The following is a 3,379-nucleotide window of genomic DNA, read 5'->3' on the forward strand; positions in this document are numbered from 1 at the left end:
CGGCGGGGTGGCCGCCGGCGGGCCGATCCGCAGGTCGGCGATCCGCGGGAGGGGGAGCGGGCGGGCCAGGGTGCCGGGGACGAGGGCGCCCATCGCGACGCACTCGGCGTCGTCCGGGTGGGCGTCGGCCCAACCCCAGCCCCACCAGGAGCGGGTGCGGTGCGTGCGGGGTGCGGCGGCCTCGGCCATGGGGCTCCCTCGGGCGGCGGTGGCAGGAACTTACCAAGCGGTAAATTACCGTAGGGTAAGATCAAGGGCATGGCAATCCCCCCTTCCCGGGCCGGCACCAAGGGCGTCCCGCGGGCCGACCGCGAACGGCAGATCCTCGCGGCCGCCACCGAGGAGTTCGGCCGCCGCGGCTACGAGGCCACCTCGCTCGCGGCCGTCGCCGCACGCGTCGGCGTCACCAAGACCCTGCTGCACCAGTACTTCGGCCCCAAGCAGGACCTCTACCTCGCCTGCCTCACCCCGGTCGGCGACCGGCTGCTGGAGGCCGTCCGCACCGCCATGGCCGCGGACGGCGACGACCGGCCGCCGACGCCCCTGCGGGTGCTGCACAACCTCTTCACCGCACTGGAGGGGCAGCGCGAGGCCTGGTTCGTCCTCTACGACGGCTCACTGCCGCCCGACAGCGAACCCGCCCGGCTCGCCGCCCGCTACCGGGCCGCCGTCGACGACCTCGCCGCGGCCGGCACCCTCGACCTCCTCCACCGGACCGGCCCCGCCGACGACCCCGGGGCGGACCGGACCGAACCGGACCCGCTCGACGCGGACGCCCTCGCCCACGCCTGGCGCGGCCTGGCCACCGCCCTGGTCCGCTGGTGGATCAAGCACCCCGAGGAGTCCGCGGACGCGATGGCGCAGCGCTGCGCACGCCTCTTCGCCGCCGCCCGCACCGCCCTCGGACCGGCCGCGCCCTGACCCGCTGCCGCGAGCCGTCCGGACGAGTGCGGCCCGCGGGCGCGTCCTCAGAGCTCACGGGTGCACCACAGGGAGGTGCCCCCAGCGCCCCCGGAGTGACCGCCCGAGCGCCTTCGAAGACATGCGCCCGGCCCCGGCAGCGGGGTTCTGCTGCCGGGGCCGGGGCCGGATGCCGCCGTTACGCGGGGGTCTCGGCGGTGTGCAGGGCGCTCACCTCCGCCGCCGTCAGGGCCCGGTCGTAGGCGTGCACCTGGTCGACCGAACCGTTCCAGAAGTCGGTGTTCTGGCCGTTGTACTTGGCGCGGCCGATCGCGAGCGGGCCGGTGCTGACGTCGGCCGGGCCGGAGGGCACGGACGCGGCGAGGACGCCGTCGACGTACAGCTGGATGGTGTTGCCCGCCCCGTCGTGCACGCCGACCAGGTGGTACCAGCGGCCGAGCTGCGGGGTGATCGGCAGCCGGGCTCGGTTGCCGCCGGGCAGGCTGAAGGCGAACGCCCCCTGGCCGTACTGCAGGTAGAAGGGGTTCTCGACGCGCCGGCCGTCCTGGCTGAGGGCGGAGGCGTAGTTGCCGGGCAGGGCGTCCAGGGTCACCCAGGCCGACACCGAGTAGCTCTTGGTGGTGTCGAGGACCGGGCCGGCGGTCTGCGCGTACTGGCCCTGGCCGTTGACCTTCAGGGCGCTGCCGCTGACGCCCGGCGCCCAGGAGGCGCCGTTCAGCGTGAGGTCGGCGTGGTTGGGGCCCTGGTCGGCGGCGGTGGGGCCGGTGCCCTCGTCGAGCGCCCAGGAAGCGCCGCCGTGCAGCTCGGAGCGGGCGCCGGCGGCGGCGCCGGCCGCGATGACCTTGAGGTTGACCGCGCGGACCTGGGCGGCGTCGACCTTGATCTGCCGACGGTCGTACGTCCAGAGGCCGTTGAGCTCGTTCTCCACGTCGGTGACCTGGGTGTAGACCGAGCCGGAGAGCTCGGCGCCGGCCGCCGCCAGGTAGAAGGTCTCGGTGTTCTGGACGTACTTCTGGGTGAGCGCCGCCTTGTCCGCCACACCGCTGTAGATCACGGTCGGGGCGCCGGGCCACATGTGGCCGGGGGAGCGGAGGGTGAAGCCGCCGTGCTCGCCGTCCATGGCGGCCCGGGTGGCGTCCGGGAAGGCCGGGTCGGTGTTGCCGTAGTCGTGGTGGTCGATGATGTCGCCCTTGCCGGAATCACCCTTGGAGGCGCAGCAGTTGACCCCGCTGTGGGCGTTGACCAGGCGGGACGGGTCGGCCGCCTTGACCGCCTCGGTGAGCTTGCCGGTCTCCGTCCGGTCCCACTCGCCCCAGCCCTCGTTGAAGACGATCCAGCCGATCACCGAGGGGGAGTTGTGCAGCAGCTTCATCTCCGCCGCGCCCTCGTCCTCGAACTCCTGCCGGCCGGCGGCGGTGCTGTAGTCGCCGGAGACGAAGTCCTGCCAGACCAGCAGGCCCAGCTTGTCGGCCTGGTAGTACCAGCGCGGCGACTCGACCTTGATGTGCTTGCGGACGGCGTTGAAGCCGAGGTCCTTCTGCGTCTTCAGGTCGAAGGCGATCGCGGCGTCGCTCGGCGCCGTGTACAGGCCGTCCGGCCAGAAGCCCTGGTCGAGCTGGGCGAGCGAGAAGATCGGCTTCCCGTTGAGGACGATCTTCCGGTACCCGCCGACGTCGGCCAGCGCGATCTTCCGCATGCCGAAGTAGCTCTTGACGGTGTCGGTCGAGCCGCCGCCGGTCAGGGTGACCTTCAGGTCGTAGAGGTACGGGTCGTCGGGCGTCCACAGGTGCTGGTTGCTCACCGGCAGGTGCAGCAGGGTGTTGGCGGGCCCGCTGATCGAGCCGACGGTGTTGCCCTTGGCGTCCTTGGCGACCGCCTTGACCAGCGTTCCGGCGGGCGCGCCGGGGGAGTCGACGGTCAGCGCGAGGGTGCCGGAGTCGATGTCGGGGGTGGCGGTCAGGCTCTCCACCGAGGCGGCGGCGACCGGCTCCATCCAGACGGTCTGCCAGATGCCCGAGGACTGGGTGTAGACGATGCCGCCGGGGGTGTTGGACTGCTTGCCGATCGGCTGGTTCGCCCCGGCCGTGTCGGTGACGGCGACGACGATCTCCTGCGGGCCGGTGCCCTTGACCGCGTCGGTGATGTCGGCACCGAACCCGGTGTACCCGCCGGTGTGCTCGGCCACCTTCGTGCCGTTGACCCAGACCGTCGCCCGGTAGTCGACCGCGCCGAAGTTCAGCTTCAGCCGGTTGTCCTTGCCGATCTTCCAGCCCTTGGGCACGGTGACGGTGCGCCGGTAGAACATGTGGTCCTCGTGCCGCTCCACGCCGGACAGCAGGGACTCGACCGGGTACGGCACGACGATCTTCTCGCCGAGGTCCTTGCGTCCGCGACCACTTCGGCCGGTGCGAGGGGCTGGTCACCCGCGCCGGGCTCCGCCCGTTCCTGGCCCGTTCCC

Annotated in this window: 1 protein-coding gene and 2 pseudogenes; 1 reads left to right on the forward strand and 2 read right to left on the reverse strand. The window is 72.8% G+C overall.

Annotation, left to right across the window (positions count from 1 at the left end):
* Nucleotides 1-189, reverse strand: a pseudogene (locus ABZ641_RS30050) (FAD-binding oxidoreductase); the annotation flags it as partial.
* 69 nt (nucleotides 190-258) lie between these two features.
* On the opposite strand from ABZ641_RS30050, the gene ABZ641_RS30055 reads away from it, so the two are divergent.
* Nucleotides 259-921 carry a helix-turn-helix domain-containing protein gene (locus ABZ641_RS30055; RefSeq protein ID WP_359986813.1) on the forward strand — a complete coding sequence of 221 codons (663 nt, stop codon included), beginning with the start codon at nucleotides 259-261 and terminating at the stop codon, nucleotides 919-921.
* Nucleotides 922-1,099: 178 nt separating this feature from the next.
* Here ABZ641_RS30055 and ABZ641_RS30060 read toward each other — a convergent pair.
* Nucleotides 1,100-3,304 (reverse strand): annotated as a pseudogene (locus ABZ641_RS30060) (LamG-like jellyroll fold domain-containing protein); the annotation flags it as partial.
* Nucleotides 3,305-3,379 lie beyond the last annotated feature (75 nt).

Source organism: Kitasatospora sp. NPDC007106, from assembly GCF_040634455.1.
Taxonomy (GTDB): Bacteria; Actinomycetota; Actinomycetes; order Streptomycetales; family Streptomycetaceae; genus Kitasatospora; species Kitasatospora arboriphila.